Genomic DNA, 15,764 nt, shown 5'->3' with positions numbered 1-15,764 from the left:
TGGTTCGTTTTGGGGTGGTTCGTTTTGGGGTGGTTCGTTTTGGAGTGGTTCGTTTTGGAGTGGTTCACCGTCGATCCGTTCTCATCGGCTTCTAAACGAGCGGCCGGGGCGTTGCGGGTGTTCACCGCGTATCGACCGCAACGCCTTTTACTACTTAGTAATATTACTTGGTTGTATGCACGGGTTCGACGGTTTCAGCGACGTGAGCGAGACGGACGTGACGAAGGCGATCGGCAACGAGTGGACCGACGGGTTCCTCGAGTTCACCGACTCGGAGGTGATCATTCTCGGCGGCGGTCCCTCCGGACTGATGGCGGCCAAGGAACTGGCCGAGCGCGGCGTGAAGGTGATGATCGTGGAGAAGAACAACTACCTCGGCGGCGGCTTCTGGCTCGGCGGGTTCCTCATGAACACCGTGACGGTCAGAGACCCCGCACAGGAGATACTCGACGACCTCGACGTGGACTACGAGCCGGTCGACGACGTGGACGGACTCTACACCGCGGCCGGCCCCGAGGCCTGCTCCGGGCTGATAAAGGCGGCCTGCGACGCCGGCGCGCGCGTCCAGAACATGACCGAGTTCACCGACCTCGTCGTCCGCGAGGACCACCGCGTCGGGGGCATCGTGATGAACTGGACGCCGGTCCACGCGCTCCCGCGCGAGATCACCTGTGTCGACCCCATCGCGGTGGAGTCCGACCTCGTGATCGACGCGACCGGCCACGACGCGGTCGCGATCAGCAAGCTCGACGAGCGCGGCGTCCTCTCGGCCCCCGGCATCGAGCACGCGAAAGAGCACAACACTGGGATGGACCAGACCGGCGACGGCGAGTACGGCGCCCCGGGCCACGACTCGCCCGGCCACGACTCCATGTGGGTCGGCGAGAGCGAGGACGCGGTCGTCGAGCACACCGGCGTCGTCCACGACGGGCTGATCGCCTCCGGCATGGCGGTCGCGACCGCCCACGGCCTCCCGCGGATGGGCCCGACGTTCGGCGCGATGCTGGTCTCCGGGAAGCGCGCCGCGCAGGCCGCCCTCGACGAGCTCGGCGTCGACGGGCCGGAGGTCCGGCTCTCCGCGGGCGACGCGCCCGCACCCGCCGACGACTGACGTCCGGGCCAACGGTCCGGACGGGAATCGATCGGTCCGCCCCGGCGACGCCTTTTTATTCGATATCAGCGGATATCGAGCATGTACTGGCGCGGACACGTCGGCATCGCCCTGCTCGCGTACGCCCCCGTCGCGGGGGCGACGCTGGCGATCGGTGAGCCCGAACTGATGCTCTTCGGCGGCGCTTTCGCCGTCGGTACCGCCACGCTCCCCGACGCCGATCACCGGCTCCCGATCTCGCATCGCGGGCCGACGCACACCCTCGCGTTCGCGGTCACCGCCGGTCTGCTCGCGGGTGGCCTCGCGGCGGCCGCGTTGGCCGTCGGCGACGCCGGCCGAGCGCTCCCGCAGTGGGCGCCCGCGTTCGTCGGCGGCGCGGTGACGCTGTCGCTGTGTTCCCACATCGCCGGAGACGCGATCACGCCGATGGGGATCCGCCCCTTCAGGCCGCTGTCGACGGCGCACTACTCGCTCGACCTGACGCCCGCGAAGAACCCCCGAGCGAACCGGATGTTCCTCGTCGTCGGAGTCCTCTCGACGGCGGTCGCCGTGGGCGTGACCTACTGAGACGGGGCCGTCGCGTCACGCTCGACGTCGCCCGATCCCGCTACGACTCGGAGGCGCGTCGGACCCGATCGACGACCGACTGCGGAACGACGTGTTCGGCGATTTCGACGTCCGCGGGGGTGACGACGCCGAGCGACCGCCCGGCGAGAGCGTAGGTAACGACGACGACGAGGGGAAGTACGACGGCCACGACCAAGTCCCTCGACACGAACGTGACGACCAACGCACCGGTCGCGAGAGCGGGAAGCCACGCGGCGACGACGAGACCGAGCTCGCGCGTGAACGGGTGAATTCCGCGGTAGTAGTACACCTCGAGGAGCGCGGCGACCCCGGAGAGCGTCAGGGCGAGCATCGTTCCGAGCCCCGCGCCGAGGATGCCGTACCGCGGCACCAGCAGGACGCTGAACACGAGGTTGGCGACCAACAGCAGCGCGGAGTTGAGAAACACCAGCCGGGAGTAGCCGAGTCCCTGGAGCAGCGCGCCGTCGGGGCCACCCGCCGTGACGCTCACCAAGTAGCCGACGATCAGGGCGAGAACGACGCCGCTCGCGGCCGTGTACTGCGGGGTGAACACGAGGGAAAGATACGCGTCGGCGCCGAGCACGAGGACGGCGGCCGCCGGCAAAGAGAGGGCGAGCACCCACCGCGTCGCGGTCTGATACCGCTCGGTGATCGCGTCGCCGTCCCGCCGCCGCTCGGCGATCAGCGGCTTGAACACGGGCGCGAGCGACGAGAAAAAGACGAGGAGATTCGCCGCGAGCATGTACCCGATCCGGTAGATACCTACGTCATCCGAGGACATGAAGTACCCGACGACGAAGTAGTCGACCTGTCCCATCACCACGAAGATGACGCCCGCGAGCGCGAGCGGTACGCCGTACCAGAGGATCTCGCGGAGAGACGTGAACACCGTCTCGCCGCCTTTCAGCACGTTCCGTCGTGTCAGCAAGGCGACACCGAGGAGTACCCCGAGAACGAGACCGATGACGTAGCCGCCGACGATCCCGACGAGGCCGAAGCCGACGAGCAGCAGCCCGACCGTTGCGAGCAGCCGCACCGTCGGTCTGGTGATATCGCGGACGTACACGCGGTACCTGAGTCGCTTGATACCGCTGTACGACGCCATCAACCCGTTAAAAACCGCCAGCAGCGGGAGCGCGACGGAGAGCATTCGGAGCCCCGTCGCGACGCCCGGTTCGTCGAACGCCGCCGCGAGCGCGTCCGCGGCGACGAACACGCCGATCCCCGTCACCGTGGAGGTCAGAAGCAGGAGACCGAACACCTGTATCGTCAGGCCGCGGGCCCGACCGGGCTCGCCGCGGTCGAGATACTGCGGGACGAAGTAGTCGATCGCGCGGTGTAACCCCGCGCTGGCGAACACCTGTGTGAGGTGAAGTACCGACGTCGATAGCACGAACAGCCCGTAGACGCCGGGACTCACGAGCCGAGTGATCATGGCGACGACGAGGAACCCGAACCCCTTCTTGATCAGTTCGCCGGCGAACGTAACGCCGCCCTGCTCCGCCATCGTTTGGTCCCCGACGTTCGAGGGCGGCATCGACGTGTCCGTCGTGTCCTCTCGCACCTCGGTGGAGGGGTTCGGGGCCGACTGCGACTCCGCGGCGTCGACGGTCACGTCCGGTGCCCGCCCGTGCGTCACGACCCGTACCCCGGGCGCGCAGATCGTTCACCGGGGTGCGAGCGGGTTCCGTCGTCGGCGGCAGTACGGTCCATGTTAGGGGTTTCTGACGACTTCGGCCTCGTGGTCGGCGACGAGCGCGGCCCGTTCACCGACCTCGGGAAAGACGACGGCGAACTCCCAGCGGTCGCCTTCGGAGACGTCCGGCACCTGTTCGATCGTGGTGTCCAACGACTCGTCGTCCGCGTCGAAAAAGCGGACCCGCACCTCCAGGTACGTGATCTCCTCGTCGCTGGTCCGCTCGATGACGCCCTCGGCGGCGACCGACTCGTCGTCGGTCCCCTCGTGTTCGCGCACGAGCTCGCTCCTGACGACCCGTGCTCGCGGCTCCAACAGCTCGTCGTCCGAGTCGTCGCTACACCCGGCGGTGGCGAGCGACGCGGCGACCGCGACCGCGGCGAGGAGACGGCGGCGGCGCATCCGTCTCGGCTCTCGGAGGCGGGGGAGATAAAACGGTACTTCCCGGCCTCAATTGCGGTTCCGGCGCGGGCACAACCATCACGAACGTTCACTCGGTGGCGACTCAACCGTGTGGCTTTTTCCGCCCCTGCGCCGAATCCGGCGGTATGCGCAACGCTAAAATCGTCTGTACGATCGGTCCCGCGTCGGACGACCGGGACACGATCCGCGACCTCGCCGACGCGGGGATGTCCGTCGTCCGGCTGAACGCGAGCCACGGGACGACGGACCACCGCGAGGAGGTCATCGAACGCGCCCGCGCCGTCGACGACGAGACCGACGACCCCCTCGCGGTGATGGTCGACCTGAAAGGCCCGGAGGTCCGCACCGCGGAGCTCGAGGAGCCGATCTCGCTCGCGACCGGCTCCGAAGTGACGTTCGTCGAGGGCGACGACGCCACCCCTGAGCGCGTTGGGCTCACTCACTCTATCGCGGCCGCAGGCCCTGGCGACACGGTCCTCCTCGACGACGGCCGGATCGAGTGCCGCGTCGAGCGCGTCGACGGCGAGTCGGTCGTGGCCACCGTCGTCTCCGGCGGGAAGCTCAGCTCGCGGAAGGGCGTCAACCTCCCCGGCGTCGCCATCGACGTGGACCTGATCACGCCGGCTGACGAGGACGAGCTCGACCTCGCGGCGCGGGCGGACGCCGACTTCGTCGCCGCCTCATTCGTGCGTAACGCCGACGACGTCTACCAGATCGCGGACGCGCTGGAGGAGCGCGGCGGCGACGATATCCCGATCGTCGCGAAGATCGAGCGGGCCGGCGCGGTCGAGAACCTCGACGGGATCGTCGACGCCGCCGACGGCGTGATGGTCGCCCGCGGTGACCTCGGCGTGGAGTGCCCGCTGGAGGACGTGCCAGTCATTCAAAAGCGGATCATCCGGAAATGCGTCAACGCGGGCGTCCCCGTCATCACCGCGACAGAGATGCTCGACTCGATGGTCCACTCCCGGCGGCCCACCCGGGCCGAGGCGTCCGACGTCGCCAACGCGGTCCTCGACGGCACCGACGCCGTGATGCTCTCCGGCGAGACCGCCATCGGCGACGACCCCGTCAACGTCGTCGAGACGATGGACCGGATCGTCCGCGAGGTCGAGTCCAGCGACGAGTACGCGGAGACGCGCGAACAGCGCGTCCCGACCGCCGCGGAGGGCTCCCGGACGGAGGCGCTGGCCCGGTCCGCCCGGTACCTGGCGCGCGACATCGGCGCGTCCACCGTGGTCGCGGTGTCAGAGTCCGGCTTCACCGCCCGTAAGACCGCGATGTTCCGGCCGGGCGTCCCGGTGGTCGCGACGACGCCGGACGACCGGATCCGCCGCCAGCTCGCGCTCTCGTGGGGGGTCCGCCCCGTGCTGACCGAGTACGCCAACGACATGGAGACGATCCTCGACAACGCGGTCGACGCCGCGCTCGACACCGGCGGCGCCTCGTCCGGCGACACCCTCGTCGTGCTCTCCGGGATGCTGACGGAGCTAGAGGGGACGAACACGACCAACACGCTGAAAGTCCACGTCGCGGCCGAGACGCTCGTGACCGGGAAAGCGGCCGTCACGGGCCGCATCGCCGCCCCCGTCCACCGGACCGACGACGGCGACCTGAGCGGGATTCCAGAGGGGTCGATCGTCGCGCTCGGGCCGGGATTCGAGGGCGAGTTCTCGGGCGACCTCGACGCGATGGCGGGGATAATCGACGCCCGCGAGGGGATGACCGGCTACCCCGCGGTCGTGGCCCGCGAGCTCGGCGTCCCGATGGTCTCCGGCGCGACGCTCCCCGAGAACGTCGCCGACGGGACCGTGATCACGCTCGACGGCGAGCGCGGCATCGTCTACGACGGCGACGTGATTGCGGCGGCGCGGGAACGGTAGAGCGGGAGAGCACGGGAGGTCACTTCCCCACCCGCCAGCCATTTACTGGTGAGCCGCGTAGCGGCGAGCATGAGCAGCGACGACGGCCGCGACGGCAGGGATCGCGATAACGGGGACCGCCACGACGTGCGGAGCCGGGCGAACGAGACTCGAAGCGACGACGAGGGCGACGACGAGAGCCAGTGGCGGTTCGCCGTCGACGACGTGGGGCCGGGCGGCGTCACCGAGGACACCCACACGCCCGAGTCCGAGCCGATCGAGCCCGGATCGATCGACACCGAGCACGCGGTCTTCGTCGTGCTGGGGGTCGCGCTCACCGTGGGCGTGCTCCTCGTCGGGTTCTGACCGGTCGTCCCCGTCGTCCCGTACAACCACTTATACCGCCGCGGCCGTACGTCCGGACATGGACGTGCTCGTGCAGTCCGGACTGCTCTCCCCGGACACGCTGCCCCTGCTGTTGCTGACCGCCGGGCTGTTGCTCTCGATGGCGGAAGCGCTCGCGCCGGGCGCGAACTTCATCGTGGTCGGCATCGCGCTGATCGGGGCGGGGCTCGGCGGCCTCCTCCTCACGTCGCTCGGGATCGTCGGCGCGGGGCTGGTCCTCGTCATGGCGCTCCTGACGCTCGTCTTCGGTGCGGCGGCCTTCTACGGCTACCACGAGTTCGATCTGTACGGCGGGAAGGGCCAACAGCAGACGAGCGACAGCAACGCGCTGAAGGGGAAGACCGGCGTCGTCACCGAAAAGGTGACCACCGCCGGCGGCGAGGTGAAGCTCTCAGGCGGCGGCTTCAATCCCAACTACTCCGCGCGCTCGATCGAGGGCACGATCGAGGAGGGCGAGGAGGTGATGGTCGTCGACCCCGGCGGTGGCAACGTGGTCACCGTGGAGTCGATGGGGTACGTCGAGGACGACATCGATAAGCAGCTCGCCGCGGACAGGGCGCGGAAGGAAGCGCAGCGGGAGGCCGAGGCGAGCGCGGACGACACCGACGGCGAGCGAGAGACAGAGACCGAAACCGAACGGGAGTGACCGTGACCTAGCCGGCGGTTCGGTATGTAAACGACTGAGCGAGGGCAACGATATCTTATAAACAAACTGCGGTGGCGCGTGCCCGTGAGCGGGCCTTTGGCCCGCGAACGGCACCGCGCGGGGTCGCCGGCGGCGGAGCCGCCGGCTGCCAGGGAATCTTCGATTCTCGCTGGACGCGGTGAGCGCTCGGAGAGCGCGAACCGCGAGGCTGGGGCTTTGGAGGTGTTCATAGCTGAGCCAGCGTCGAACAGTTATAAGCGACCGACCGGGCTTCAGGAGTCGTCACAGAGCCCTGCGCTATCGATCAGTTGAAACGCGCCCCCGGCCACGAACGCGTATGGACGCGGACTGTCGGATCGCCGCCGTCGAGGAGGTTCCCGAGGACAGCACGCTGCTCGTGACGCTGCGGCCGGTCGACGTCGACGCGGTCGACGACGGCGACGGCGACGTGGGCGAGGCCGAGGACGGGACGCCCGAGGCGGAGGCGATCCTCACGCGGGCGACCGGCGAGGTGCGCGCGTTCCGCAACTACTGCCAGCACTGGACCGACGTGCGGCTCGACAAGGACGACGGCGCCTTCGTCCGCAACGGCGAGGTGTTCTGCCAGAAGCACGGCGCCACCTTCGAGGCCGACGGCGGCTACTGCAACTTCGGCCCCTGCGAGGGGGCCGTCCTGGAGTCGGTCGACGTGGCCGTCGACGGCGACGCGGTGTACCTGGCCGACGAGGCCTACGAGTTCGTCCGGCTCGGCCACTCGAACCGCGACGGCGACGCCGGGGACTCCCGGATCGACTTCACGGGGAACTGAAGCCGGAGACGAAAACGGCTCTTTGAGCCACGCCGGCGCATTTATAAGAGGCCGACGAACGACGCGTATGCGCACTCCGAAGCCCTCTCGGCGCCGATTGCTCGCCGGCGGCCTGGCCGCGGCGGCGGGCGCGGTCGCCGGCTGCCTCGACGGGTCGGTGACCGGCGGTCCTGCGAACGACGATGACGACGACCGGGTCCTCGCGCTCACGCTCGGCGACGCGGGCGAGACGCTCCGAGACGGCGCCGTCCACGATCCCGAAGAGACCGAGCCGCGGTGGGACGAGGCGGCGTTCGCGGCCGCCGTCGAGGGGGAGCGGTACACCACGCAGTACCGGAGGCCGTTCCCGCCCGCGGCCGAGAAGCCGACGTACGCAGTCCACGAAGGGACGTACTACCGGCTGGATTCCGTCGTCGTCGACGAGGCGGAGGCGACCCGTCCCGTGCTCCGGCTGTTCGATGTCGACGGCGGCGAGTCCGACGCCGAGAGCGGGGCCGACGACAGCGACGGGGTCGACGCCGCCGAGGAGGAGACGCTCCCGGAGGGCGACCGCCGCGCCGTCGAGATCGCCCACAAGTCGGCGCGGGCGCGGGGGAACTCGGGCGGCGTTCCGGTCGGGCTCGTGGAGCGTGGCGGCTACGTCTACCGCGACGGGGACGCGATCGACGCGAGTCGACTGCTCGCGCCGGACGGACCGGCTCGTGTCGCGTACCGAGACACCGTTTATCGGGTCGAGGTCACCCGCGAGCGGTTCTACGAGCCGGTGTACCGCGCCGTCGCCGAGCCGGTCGCGGAGTCGTCGGAGCGGATGGAAGCGGTCCTCCGAGCGCACACGGTCGGCGCGCGGATCGACCCCGACGACCTCTCGGCCGACGCGCGGGAAGTGATCGAGGCCGCCAGACACGGCGGGTACGAGGAGTCGCACCCGTACTCGGACGGGTACGCGGAGGTGCTCCGAGCGTTCCACGAGCGCCCGTACCTCGACGGCAACGTCCGGAAGGACGCGGCGTGGAGCGAGTCCGGCGCGGAGCGGATCCGCTACGAGGACCGGTACTACGACTATCGGCTCCGATTTGTGCCGAGCTGAAATCGCCCCTCAGAACCGCGTCCGACCGTCGGCCACCTCAGAACCGCGTCCGACCGCTCGCCCCGCCGGCGTCGTCGCGCCCGAGCGCCTTCTTTAAGAAGCTCATCCAGCGCTTGCGGTCGGCGGCCTTCTGTCGCTGTTCCTCGGTCTCCGGGTCGGGCGCGTCGAGGCCCTCCAAGGCGTCGAGCGCGCGGTCGATTCCGATGATCGACCCCGCCAGCTCCTCGCCGCGGTCGTAGCTCACCTCGTTCTCTTCGATGGGTTCGAGCCGCTCCAAGCGCTCGCGCCGGAGGTTCCGCTTCGCCTGTTCGACCCGCTCGCGCTCGCCGGGCGGGACCGTGTCGCGGCGCCTGATCTCGAAGACGAACGACCGCAGTTCGATCGGCTCCCCCTGGATCTCGATCTCCTCGGGGATCTCCGCGCCCACCGTCGCCGCCTCGCGGTTGACGCGTTCGAGGAGCCCCTTCCGCTCGTACTCCTTCACGGTCGCCAGATAGGGACCGACCGCACTTCGCTCCTTCGCCCCCCGAAGGAACGACGTTAACCCGACCGGGGCGCAAGCGATCCCATGGAACCGCTCGAAGCCGAGCTCGAACGCGCCCGCGACCTCGACGCCGGAGAGCTCGCCGACGCCATCGAGTCGATCGGCTTCGAGTGCACGCGCTGTGGCGGCTGTTGTACGGGGTACGCCCCCGACGAGCCTGGCGGCGCGCCGGCCGGTGAAGGCGTCGACGATGACGGGTCCGGAGACCCCGCCGACCGCGAGCCCCACACGGCGACGGTCTTCCCCGACGAGGTCCGCGCGGTCGCCGGCGCCGCCGAGGCCGAGTTCGGCGAGTCGTACGACTGGCGCGACGTCGCCCGACCGATGCCGTTCGGGCTCTCCGCGGGCGACGACGGCGAGCTCGCGGGCGAGACGTTCGAGTGGGCCCTCGCGACCGACGACTGCGGCGACTGCGCCTTCTACGAGGAGACGGACGGGCAGGGGGCCTGCGCGGTCCACGACGACAGGCCACTCATCTGTCAGACGTACCCGTTCAGCGTCGCGCTCGACGGGACGAGCCAGCCGATGGGCGAGGCGGTCGACGAAGCGGGCGTCGTCCGCGCCCACGAGTGCGAGGGCCTCGGCCGAGACATCTCCCGCGAGGACGCCGAGGAACTGGCCGCGTCGCTCAAGGAGCGTGCGGTCCGCGAACTGGAGGAGGCGATCGGCGTGCGCGACGGCTACGACCCGACCGCCGCCGACCGCGCCGACGGCGACGTCGTCGTCTTCGACTCCGAGGGAGCGAAGGAGGCCGACGGGACGCCGGTGGACGGGGACTAACGCGTCTCCGGTGACGGGGACTGACGGGTCGTACCTCCGGGCGCGCCTTAGACGACCTCCAGCGCCGCGTCGACGTCGCCGGCGATGGCCTCGCGCGCTGCCTCGTCCGGGAGCGTGAGCGGCGGGCGGACGCGGGGATCCGGGACGAACCCGCGGTGAGCGGCCGCGACCTTCGCGACGGGCGCGAACCCGTGGTCTCCGCACCGCTCGAACAGCGGGGTTATCGCCCGTCGGTGGAGCGCGAGCGCGCGGGCGTCGTCGCCGTCGCGAAGCGCCTCGCCGAGCGCGACGAACACCTCGGGAATCGCCTGCGAGAGGGCGTGGATCCCGCCGTCGACGCCGATCGACGCGCTCGGATACAACAGCGCGTCGACGCCCTGGAAGACGGTGAACTCGTCCGGGGTCCGGTCGACGGCGGTGTCGACTGCCGAGATGTCGCCGCTGGTGTCTTTCAGCCCGACGACCGATTCGCGCTCGGCGACCGCCGCGAGGACGTCGGGGTCGATCGGTTCGCCGACCGTCGACGGGATGTCGTAGAGGTAGATCGGGAGCGGGGCGCCGTCGGCGACCGCGTCGAGGAAGGCCCGCTGTCCCGCGGGCGCCGTCGAGGTGTGGTAGTACGGGAGCGTGACGAGCCCGGCGTCCGCGCCGACCTCGGCGGCGAACTGGAGCCGGTCGCGGACGCCCGGGACGGTCGCGTCCGCCGCGCCGGCGATGACGGGGATCCGACCGTCGGCCGCGTCGACGACGGTCTCGACGACCGCCCGGCGCTCATCGTCGGTGAGGCTGGCGAACTCGCCGGTCGTCCCGCAGGGGACGACCCCGTCGAGGCCGGCGTCGACGACGGTCTCGACGTGGGTCGCGAGCGCGTCGGTGTCGACGTCGCCGTCGGCGTCGAACGGCGTGACGATCGGTGGCGAGACAGCGCCGTATCGGAACTCCGGAGCGGTCATAGGGTCTGATTCGGCGGGCCGTGACAAAGGCCTTGATGAGATGCCGAGGGTTCCGGGGGCGACGGCGGTCGGCGCGTTCCTCGGCGGCTGACCCCCGCGTGTCGGCGGTACAACTATACTGGTTCGTCTCCACGTATCGTTGGAGTCTACTATGGAGATCTCAGAGAAGCTCCTTTGTCTGTTCAGCGCCGATGTTCGAGAGGAAAACGGCGAGTACGTCGTGGACGTCCCGCGACGCGAGGTCGAGACCGGATCGCTAGAGCCGGGCGAGACGTATCGCGTCGCGCTCATCTCTCGGTCCGAGTCCGACACGAGCGAGACGGCCGGCGAGGGCGTCGACACCTCGGCGTCCCGGGGCGACGACGGACCGCAGCCGCCGGTCGAGCCCGGCGAGATGCGCTACGTCGAGATCGAGGACCTCGGGAAGCAGGGCGACGGGATCGCCCGCGTCGAGCGGGGATACGTGATCATCGTCCCGGACACGGAGGTCGGCGAGCGGGTGAAGATCGAGGTAACGGAGGTCAAATCGAACTTCGCGGTCGGCGAAGTCGTCGAGGACTCGGCGTAGCTCACTCGGCGTCGCTCGTCTCCGCGTCGTCGGGGTCCGCGGGGATCCGAGCGTCCCAGTAGGAGACGGACGCCACGTAATCACCCGGAACCGTGTCGCCGGCGAGTTCGTCGACGACTCGGAACGGCTTCGCGACGGGCCCCGGCAGCTCGCGGTAGAAGCCGTACGGGAGGACGAAGTCGTGTTCCTCGCCGGCGAGCGTCAGGTCAGCCGCGCGGAGCATGTCGACGACCTGCCGCTCGGAGTAGAGCCGGGACCCCATCGGGAGGAGCCAGGTGTACAGCGTCCGCAGGCTGCGGCGGTTGAACGTGTCGAAAAACACCTGATCGCCGCTGACGCGGCGCAGTTCCTTGAGGAACGGCGCGGGATCGTCCATCAGGTGGAAAAACCGCATCGCGACCACCGAGTCGAAGTGGTCGTCCGGGAACGGGAGCCGAGAGGCGTCGCCGCGGACGAACTCGACCGTGTCCGACAGCCCCGCCGTCGCCGCCTTCTGTCGGCCCTGTTCGAGCATCTCGCGGGAGATGTCGATTCCGACGATGTCGGCGCCCCGGTCCGCGAGCATGGTCGTAAACCGGCCGGTGCCGCAGGCGACCTCCAACACGCGGTGTCCCTTCTCGATCGGCCCGAGCGCGGAGAGGACCGCCTCCTTCTCGCGTTGGTCGATGAGCTCGCCGCCGCCGGAGAACCGTACGTCCTCGTACTCTTCCGCGACCTCGTCGGCCTGGTACCAGTCCTGTCCCTTCACGTTGTCCGTACTGCACACCCGACCGACAAAACCGTACTGGATGCGGTCGGCCCGAGCTGGCCGACGGCGACTCCGACGACCGGCGGACCGGACGGCGATCCGATCGGCGAGTCGGCCGGCGGGCCGGGCGGCAGGCCGGTCCGATCACCCGCTCGTCGTGACGGTCTCGGCCGGGATCTTCACCAGCACTCGCGGCCCGGACTCCTCGCCGTGGTGCGGGTACTCCTCGACGTCGAAGTACCGCCGCGCGAGTTCGTCGATGTGCTCGGTCGCGCCCTCCTCGGTGAGCTCCGCCTCGCCGCGCACCGAGACGTACCGGTACGGATCCGTCGGGTCGAGCACGCTCACGCCGACCTTCGGGTTCCGGCGGACGTTCCGCTCTTTCTGGCGGCCGCGGACCGTGTTGACGAGCACGTACTCGCGGTCCTCGTGGTCCACCCACACCGGCGTCACGTGCGGCGTCCCGTCCGGCATCACCGTCGCGAAGTGGGCGTACGATTCGGCCTCGAGGATGTCGACGTGGGACTCGGGGATCACGGATGCCCCCTACGCGTCGCCGCGTCAAAATATGCCTGATCGATCGGGAATGACGGTCCGCCGAGCTGTGATATTAACACATTATATTATTCCAATCAAATTGCCCTATATGTAGCCAACCTTTACCAATAGGCGCGGACTCGCAATAAGATATGAGTACCAGTCCCGCGGAGACCGCTGACCAGGACCGCCTTTCGGAATCAGAGTACCGCGACCGTCTGCGCGAACTCCCCCCGAGCGCCAAGCTCGTCGCGAAGGTGCTGGAGGGCGACGCTCCCCTCTCGCAGGGCGGCCTCGCCGACGAGTCCCTGCTTCCCGACCGTACCGTCCGCTACGCGCTCAACCGCCTCGAAGAGGAGGGTCTCGTCGACTCCCGCTACAGCTTCAAGGACGCGCGCAAGCAGGTGTACTACCTGACCGTCTGACCGTCTCGCCGACACGCAAAACGGCGCGCGACACGACGGCCCAGCGATGCGACCGTCCGAACGCTCGCGACCGACTCGCGGCTCGACCGCGCGTTCGGTTCCGCACGGAGCCCTTTTTACTCCTCGGCCTCGATACCCGTCAGTATGGACCTCTCGGTCGTCGTGCCCACCCTCAACGGGCGGGACCGGTTGGCCGCCTGCCTCGACGCGTTGGCGGCTCACGCTCCCGACGCGGAGGTGATCGTCGCCAACGGTCCCTCCGCCGACGGCACCACCGGGATGGTGCGGGACCGCGACGACGTGGACGTGTTAGTTGAGATATCTGACCGGACGGTCAACGTCGCCCGCAACGCCGGCATCGAGGTCGCGACCGGCGACGCGGTCGCCCTCGTGGACTACGACAACCGGATCGAGGCGGGGTGGCTCGACGCCGTGCGTGCCGGGCTGGACGACGCGGACGCCGTGACCGGACCGGTGACTCCGATCGGGCAGGAGGAGGGAGACGACGGGGGAGACGACGAGGCGCCGAGCGACGACGAGGCGCCGAGCGACGACGAGGAACGCGGCGACGACGAGGAACGCGGCGACGACGAGGAACGCGGCGACGACGAGGAACGCGGCGACGATCACCGCGACGGCTCGGAGCGCCGGACGATCGCGGGCACTGAGGTGACCTACTTCGAGGGCGGCAACGTCGCCTTCCGGCGGGACACCCTCCGGGACCTGGACGGCTTCGACGAGTACCTCCACACGGGGGGCTCGCGCGACGCGGCCCACCGGCTCGCGCAGATGGGGGGAACCGTCGAGTGGCGCGACGACCTGTCGGTCACCAAGGAGCTACCGAGCCCGACGGCGGCCGACGGCGGGCGCAGCGCCCGCGAGTGGGGGTGGAAGTACCGAGCGCTCGCCTACCGCCTCCTGAAGAACTACGGCGTCCGCCCGACCGTCGTCGCGCGGGCCGGGACGCACGCGGCGACGGACGCGCTCGGGGCGGCCGGCGACGTGATCCGCGGCGAGTCGACCCCGTCGCGGTGGGTCGCCACCGGCCGCGACGTGGTCCTCGGGCTCGCCGGCGGGAGCTCCGACGGGCTCGTCGCCCGGAGCCGCGACCGGAGCCCGGCGCGGAACCCGAACGGCATCTCGAAGCGGGCCGACCGCGCCGTCGCGAAGTACGACCGGCGATCGACGGAGGAGTGAGCGACCGGCCGCGCGGACCGGCCGCTCGTCCCCGCGCCTTTTAACCTCCGCCGTCGTTTACGGCCGGTAACGAATGGGACTCACGAAGCGGATCATCCCCTGTATCGACGTCGACCTCGACGACGACGGGGACGCGGCGGTGTACACGGGCGTCAACTTCGAGAATCTGGAGTACACCGGCGACCCGGTGGAGCTGGCGAAGAAGTACAACGCCGCGGGCGCCGACGAGTTCGTCTTCCTCGACATCACCGCGAGCGCGGAGGGGCGCGAGACGATGCTCGACGTGGTGAACGCGGTCGCCGACGAGTGTTTCATCCCGCTGACGGTCGGCGGCGGCATCCGCACCAAAGCCGACATCAAGGAGACGCTCCGGGCGGGCGCCGACAAGGTGTCCATCACGACCGGGGCGTTGGAGCGCCCGGAGCTCATCGAGGAGGGCGCCGCGGCGTTCGGCAGCCAGTGTATCGTCATCTCCGTCGACGCGCGCCGCCGACACGACGACGAGGGCGAGCACTTCTACGAGGACGACGACGGCGAGACGGTGTGGTTCGAGTGCACGAAGAAGGGCGGCCGCGAGGGCACCGGCATCGACGCCGTCTCGTGGGCGAAGGAGGCGGAAGAGCGCGGCGCCGGCGAGCTGTTCGTCAACTCCATCGACATGGACGGGACGAAGGACGGCTACGACATCCCGCTGATGAAAGCGGTGTGCGACGCCGTCTCGACGCCCGTCATCGCCTCCTCCGGCTGCGGGAGCCCCGAGGACATGTACGAGGTGTTCACGGAGGCGAACGCCGACGCCGGGCTCGCGGCCTCCATCTTCCACTTCGGCGACTACTCCATCGAGGAGACGAAGCGATATCTCGACGAGCGCGGCGTTCCCGTCCGATTGTAGGCGAACGACCGCCGTCCGTACCCGGAACGGAGATAATCTCTGTTCACAACCGCCGTTGTTTCTAATAGTACCGATCGAAACCAACAGTTATTATGTCATGCCGAGCGAATCGTGACGTATGTCCACGTCATCGACGCGCGTCCGTGCTGAGCGGTCGGAGCTCGTCTGTAAGCGGACTGACGGCGACGGCGACTCCGACGGCGGGGAGGTGACGTTCTTCGAGCGGGACCGCGATCCCGACGAGCGGACGACGCGGTGGATCACGGTCCGAGCGGCGGACTGCGTGCCGGAAGACGAGTGGCGATAGGTTCGGTGTCGATCGGTCTTATAAGCGGTCGACTGCGATCTGGCGGTGATGGGTATTTCCAAAGCCCCAGCCGCTCGTTTATAAGCGGTTAACGACGGATCGATTGCGAACACCTCCAGAGCCCCAGCCGCGAGGACTCGCGCGCCTCGCTGCGCTCCTCGCTCAGTCGCTGGCGCTCCTTCGCTGT

General features: G+C 69.4%; 19 protein-coding genes. 13 read left to right on the top strand and 6 right to left on the bottom strand.

Going from position 1 to position 15,764, the window contains the following annotated elements:
- The first annotated feature begins 175 nt into the window (after nt 1-175).
- Both C468_RS11790 and C468_RS11785 read left to right on the top strand, forming a co-directional pair.
- A complete protein-coding gene (locus tag C468_RS11790; RefSeq protein ID WP_008849121.1) occupies nt 176-1,111 on the top strand; it encodes a thiazole biosynthesis protein in 936 nt (311 codons plus the stop codon).
- An 81-nt stretch (nt 1,112-1,192) separates the two neighbouring features.
- On the top strand, nt 1,193-1,678 hold the full coding sequence (locus tag C468_RS11785) for a metal-dependent hydrolase (protein WP_008849120.1): 486 nt from the start codon (nt 1,193-1,195) through the stop codon (nt 1,676-1,678).
- 40 nt (nt 1,679-1,718) lie between these two features.
- Here C468_RS11785 and C468_RS11780 read toward each other — a convergent pair whose 3' ends face one another.
- Nucleotides 1,719-3,338 carry a flippase gene (locus C468_RS11780; RefSeq protein ID WP_049912199.1) on the bottom strand — a complete coding sequence of 540 codons (1,620 nt, stop codon included), beginning with the start codon at nt 3,336-3,338 and terminating at the stop codon, nt 1,719-1,721.
- Between the two features lie 75 nt (nt 3,339-3,413).
- A complete protein-coding gene (locus tag C468_RS11775; protein WP_008849118.1) occupies nt 3,414-3,797 on the bottom strand; it encodes an FxLYD domain-containing protein in 384 nt (127 codons plus the stop codon).
- A 146-nt stretch (nt 3,798-3,943) separates the two neighbouring features.
- On the opposite strand from C468_RS11775, the gene pyk reads away from it, so the two are divergent.
- From pyk to C468_RS11750, 5 genes are all read left to right on the top strand, one after another.
- Entirely contained in the window at nt 3,944-5,701 is a 1,758-nt protein-coding gene (pyk, locus tag C468_RS11770; RefSeq protein ID WP_008849117.1) for a pyruvate kinase, read from the top strand.
- 69 nt (nt 5,702-5,770) lie between these two features.
- Complete coding sequence (locus C468_RS11765; protein WP_008849116.1) at nt 5,771-6,046, top strand: DUF7312 domain-containing protein; 276 nt, start codon at nt 5,771-5,773, stop codon at nt 6,044-6,046.
- Nucleotides 6,047-6,104: 58 nt separating this feature from the next.
- Nucleotides 6,105-6,731 carry an NfeD family protein gene (locus C468_RS11760; RefSeq protein WP_008849115.1) on the top strand — a complete coding sequence of 209 codons (627 nt, stop codon included), beginning with the start codon at nt 6,105-6,107 and terminating at the stop codon, nt 6,729-6,731.
- A gap of 337 nt (nt 6,732-7,068) precedes the next feature.
- The gene (locus C468_RS11755) at nt 7,069-7,539 is read left to right on the top strand and encodes a Rieske (2Fe-2S) protein (protein ID WP_008849114.1); all 471 of its coding nucleotides are present in this window, start codon (nt 7,069-7,071) and stop codon (nt 7,537-7,539) included.
- A gap of 67 nt (nt 7,540-7,606) precedes the next feature.
- A complete protein-coding gene (locus C468_RS11750) occupies nt 7,607-8,626 on the top strand; it encodes a hypothetical protein (protein WP_049912198.1) in 1,020 nt (339 codons plus the stop codon).
- Between the two features lie 37 nt (nt 8,627-8,663).
- Here C468_RS11750 and C468_RS11745 read toward each other — a convergent pair whose 3' ends face one another.
- Nucleotides 8,664-9,110: a DUF5788 family protein gene (locus C468_RS11745; RefSeq protein WP_008849112.1), complete on the bottom strand. Its 447-nt coding sequence runs from the start codon at nt 9,108-9,110 to the stop codon at nt 8,664-8,666.
- Nucleotides 9,111-9,194: 84 nt separating this feature from the next.
- Here C468_RS11745 and C468_RS11740 point away from each other — a divergent pair, with 84 nt between their 5' ends.
- A complete protein-coding gene (locus C468_RS11740; RefSeq protein ID WP_008849111.1) occupies nt 9,195-9,950 on the top strand; it encodes a YkgJ family cysteine cluster protein in 756 nt (251 codons plus the stop codon).
- Between the two features lie 47 nt (nt 9,951-9,997).
- Here the strand turns inward: C468_RS11740 and C468_RS11735 are convergent, their stop codons facing one another.
- Nucleotides 9,998-10,903 carry a dihydrodipicolinate synthase family protein gene (locus C468_RS11735; protein ID WP_008849110.1) on the bottom strand — a complete coding sequence of 302 codons (906 nt, stop codon included), beginning with the start codon at nt 10,901-10,903 and terminating at the stop codon, nt 9,998-10,000.
- Between the two features lie 151 nt (nt 10,904-11,054).
- Here C468_RS11735 and C468_RS11730 point away from each other — a divergent pair, with 151 nt between their 5' ends.
- Complete coding sequence (locus C468_RS11730) at nt 11,055-11,471, top strand: TRAM domain-containing protein (RefSeq protein WP_008849109.1); 417 nt, start codon at nt 11,055-11,057, stop codon at nt 11,469-11,471.
- A gap of 1 nt (nt 11,472) precedes the next feature.
- Here the strand turns inward: C468_RS11730 and C468_RS11725 are convergent, their stop codons facing one another.
- Together C468_RS11725 and C468_RS11720 are read right to left on the bottom strand one after the other, a co-directional pair.
- Nucleotides 11,473-12,219: a class I SAM-dependent methyltransferase gene (locus tag C468_RS11725; protein ID WP_008849108.1), complete on the bottom strand. Its 747-nt coding sequence runs from the start codon at nt 12,217-12,219 to the stop codon at nt 11,473-11,475.
- Nucleotides 12,220-12,363: 144 nt separating this feature from the next.
- Entirely contained in the window at nt 12,364-12,756 is a 393-nt protein-coding gene (locus C468_RS11720; protein ID WP_008849107.1) for a PPOX class F420-dependent oxidoreductase, read from the bottom strand.
- A 152-nt stretch (nt 12,757-12,908) separates the two neighbouring features.
- Between C468_RS11720 and C468_RS11715 the strand changes: the two genes are divergently transcribed.
- The 4 genes from C468_RS11715 to C468_RS11700 all read left to right on the top strand — a co-directional run bounded on the left by C468_RS11715 (nt 12,909) and on the right by C468_RS11700 (nt 15,577).
- Nucleotides 12,909-13,181, top strand: coding sequence for a MarR family transcriptional regulator (locus C468_RS11715; RefSeq protein ID WP_008004753.1), 273 nt, complete (start codon nt 12,909-12,911; stop codon nt 13,179-13,181).
- 144 nt (nt 13,182-13,325) lie between these two features.
- Nucleotides 13,326-14,378, top strand: a complete 1,053-nt coding sequence (locus C468_RS11710) for a glycosyltransferase family 2 protein (protein ID WP_008849106.1) — start codon at nt 13,326-13,328, stop codon at nt 14,376-14,378.
- A gap of 73 nt (nt 14,379-14,451) precedes the next feature.
- Complete coding sequence (gene hisF, locus C468_RS11705; protein ID WP_008849105.1) at nt 14,452-15,270, top strand: imidazole glycerol phosphate synthase subunit HisF; 819 nt, start codon at nt 14,452-14,454, stop codon at nt 15,268-15,270.
- 118 nt (nt 15,271-15,388) lie between these two features.
- Entirely contained in the window at nt 15,389-15,577 is a 189-nt protein-coding gene (locus C468_RS11700) for a DUF7511 domain-containing protein (protein WP_008849104.1), read from the top strand.
- Nucleotides 15,578-15,764 lie beyond the last annotated feature (187 nt).

It is taken from the genome of Halorubrum kocurii JCM 14978, from assembly GCF_000337355.1.
GTDB classification, from domain to species: domain Archaea; phylum Halobacteriota; class Halobacteria; order Halobacteriales; family Haloferacaceae; genus Halorubrum; species Halorubrum kocurii.
Note: the sequence above shows the minus strand (reverse complement) of the source record. Positions and strands in the feature narration are given on the sequence as shown.

Bases quoted from the DNA above. Each gene is read 5' to 3' on its own strand.
- C468_RS11790 (WP_008849121.1), top strand. From the start codon at position 176: ATGCACGGGTTCGACGGTTTCAGCGACGTGAGCGAGACGGACGTGACG.
- C468_RS11785 (WP_008849120.1), top strand. From the start codon at position 1,193: ATGTACTGGCGCGGACACGTCGGCATCGCCCTGCTCGCGTACGCCCCC.
- C468_RS11775 (WP_008849118.1), bottom strand. From the start codon at position 3,797: ATGCGCCGCCGCCGTCTCCTCGCCGCGGTCGCGGTCGCCGCGTCGCTC.
- pyk (WP_008849117.1), top strand. From the start codon at position 3,944: ATGCGCAACGCTAAAATCGTCTGTACGATCGGTCCCGCGTCGGACGAC.
- C468_RS11765 (WP_008849116.1), top strand. From the start codon at position 5,771: ATGAGCAGCGACGACGGCCGCGACGGCAGGGATCGCGATAACGGGGAC.
- C468_RS11760 (WP_008849115.1), top strand. From the start codon at position 6,105: ATGGACGTGCTCGTGCAGTCCGGACTGCTCTCCCCGGACACGCTGCCC.
- C468_RS11755 (WP_008849114.1), top strand. From the start codon at position 7,069: ATGGACGCGGACTGTCGGATCGCCGCCGTCGAGGAGGTTCCCGAGGAC.
- C468_RS11750 (WP_049912198.1), top strand. From the start codon at position 7,607: ATGCGCACTCCGAAGCCCTCTCGGCGCCGATTGCTCGCCGGCGGCCTG.
- C468_RS11740 (WP_008849111.1), top strand. From the start codon at position 9,195: ATGGAACCGCTCGAAGCCGAGCTCGAACGCGCCCGCGACCTCGACGCC.
- C468_RS11735 (WP_008849110.1), bottom strand. From the start codon at position 10,903: ATGACCGCTCCGGAGTTCCGATACGGCGCTGTCTCGCCACCGATCGTC.
- C468_RS11730 (WP_008849109.1), top strand. From the start codon at position 11,055: ATGGAGATCTCAGAGAAGCTCCTTTGTCTGTTCAGCGCCGATGTTCGA.
- C468_RS11715 (WP_008004753.1), top strand. From the start codon at position 12,909: ATGAGTACCAGTCCCGCGGAGACCGCTGACCAGGACCGCCTTTCGGAA.
- C468_RS11710 (WP_008849106.1), top strand. From the start codon at position 13,326: ATGGACCTCTCGGTCGTCGTGCCCACCCTCAACGGGCGGGACCGGTTG.
- hisF (WP_008849105.1), top strand. From the start codon at position 14,452: ATGGGACTCACGAAGCGGATCATCCCCTGTATCGACGTCGACCTCGAC.
- C468_RS11700 (WP_008849104.1), top strand. From the start codon at position 15,389: ATGTCCACGTCATCGACGCGCGTCCGTGCTGAGCGGTCGGAGCTCGTC.